At 62.9% G+C, this 1,881-nt stretch carries 2 protein-coding genes; both read left to right on the top strand.

The annotated features are described in order from the left end of the window. Nucleotides 1–1,014: ABC transporter substrate-binding protein (locus tag NKJ32_RS35325; RefSeq protein ID WP_352830563.1), on the top strand; the 1,014-nt coding region annotated here is incomplete at its 5' end. A 65-nt stretch (nucleotides 1,015–1,079) separates the two neighbouring features. Continuing rightward, a complete protein-coding gene (locus NKJ32_RS35320) occupies nucleotides 1,080–1,871 on the top strand; it encodes an ABC transporter ATP-binding protein (RefSeq protein ID WP_352830561.1) in 792 nt (263 codons plus the stop codon). The last annotated feature ends 10 nt before the right edge of the window (nucleotides 1,872–1,881 follow it).

The following is a 1,881-nucleotide window of genomic DNA, read 5'->3' as shown; positions in this document are numbered from 1 at the left end:
ATCGCCTATGCCATGATCGACCGCATCACCGATGACAAGGTGCCGCTGATTACCATCAACCACGGCCGCACCGACACCACGGACGGACGCGTGTTCCCTTACGTCTTCCCGCTGCTGCTCAATCCCTACAGCGAGACCTCGGGCATCGTGAACTATATCGCCTCCAAGGAAGGTGGCCTCGACAAGCTCAAGGGCAAGAAGATCGTCGTGCTCTATCACGGCTCGCCCTATGGCAAGGAGACGATTCCGATCTATGAGCTGCTGTCGCAGAAATACGGCTTCGAGCTGTCGCAGATCGAGGTTCCGCATCCAGGCAACGAGCAGCAGGCGCAGTGGCTGACGATCCGTCGCGAGCATCCGGACTATGTGGTGCTGCGCGGCTGGGGCGTGATGAACCCGGTTGCGCTCAAGACCGCGCAGAAGACCGGCTTCCCGGCCGATCACATCGTCGGCAATGTCTGGTCGAATTCGGAAGAGGATGTGATCCCCGCCGGCGATGCCGCCAAGGGCTATACGGCCATCACCACCCAGGCGTCAGGCGAGCAGTATCCGGTGGTCCAGGAGATCGTCAAAACGGTCTACGGCGCCGGCAAAGGCAATCTCGAGGAAAAGAGCCGTATCGGCTCGGTCTACCACAATCTCGGCATCGTCAACGGCATCCTCAATGTCGAGGCGGTCCGCATCGCGCAGGCCAAGTTCGGCAACCGCACGCTCACCGGCGACGAAGTCCGCTGGGGCTTCGAGCATCTCAAGCTCGATCCGGCACGCGTCGAGGCGCTGGGCGCCAAGGACCTGTTCCACTCGATCAACGTCTCCTGGGACAATCACGAAGGTGACGGCTACGTGACCTTCCAGCAGTGGGACGGCAAGAAGTGGAACGTCGTCTCCGACTGGATTGCGCCCGACTGGAAGCTGCTGCGTCCGATCATCGAGAAGTCGTCCGAGGCCTATGCCAAGGAAAAGGGCATCAAGATCCGCACGGCCGAAGACGCCGAAGCAGTGGTCAGCAACTGAAGTCCAACAACTCGCGGCGCGGCCCCCGGGCCGCCCGCGATTTCCTGCCTATTGCGGAGTCATCGATGTCCAGCCCGGAAAATCCGATCCTGTCGGTCAGTCGCGTGGAGGCCGTCTACAACGGCGCCATCGCCGCCCTGCACGGTGTCGACCTGTCGGTCGGCAAAGGCGAGATCGTCGCACTGCTCGGCTCCAACGGCGCCGGCAAGACGACCCTGCTACGCGCCGTATCCAATCTCCTCCCGGCCGAGCGCGGTACTGTTACCGCTGGCCGGATCACTTTCGACGGCGAGGATGTCTCCAGGGCAAGCCCCTCTCACCTCGTCCGCAAGGGTCTGGTCCAGGTCCTCGAGGGCCGACACTGCTTCCGCTCGCTGACGGTCGAGGAGAACCTTCTGACCGGCGCGCTCGGGCGTTCGTCCTCCCGCACCGGCGTCAAGGCCGACCTCGACCGCGTCTATGCGCTTTTCCCCAGGCTCGCCGAGAAGCGGCGAACCCGGTCCGGCCTCACCTCCGGCGGCGAGCAGCAGATGACGGCGATCGGCCGCGGTCTGATGTCGCGGCCGAAACTGTTCGTGCTGGACGAGCCTTCGATGGGGCTGGCGCCGCTGATCGTCGACGAGATTTTTAGCGCTTTGAAGCGGCTCAATCGGGACGAAGATCTTTCGATCCTTGTCGCCGAGCAGAATTCGGCAGTGGCGCTGAAATATGCCGACCGCGCCACCGTGCTCGAAAACGGAAAGAGCGTGCTGGAAGGGTCGGCCGCCGACCTGCGCCAGCGCGACGACATCAAGACCTACTATCTCGGCGGCACGCCGCTTCCATCGCAACATTTTCCCCAGGAGACCGCAGCATGACCATCCAATC

Source organism: Mesorhizobium sp. M0159 (genome assembly GCF_040322295.1).
GTDB lineage: Bacteria > Pseudomonadota > Alphaproteobacteria > Rhizobiales > Rhizobiaceae > Mesorhizobium.
This window is presented reverse-complemented; position numbering and strand designations above follow the sequence as displayed.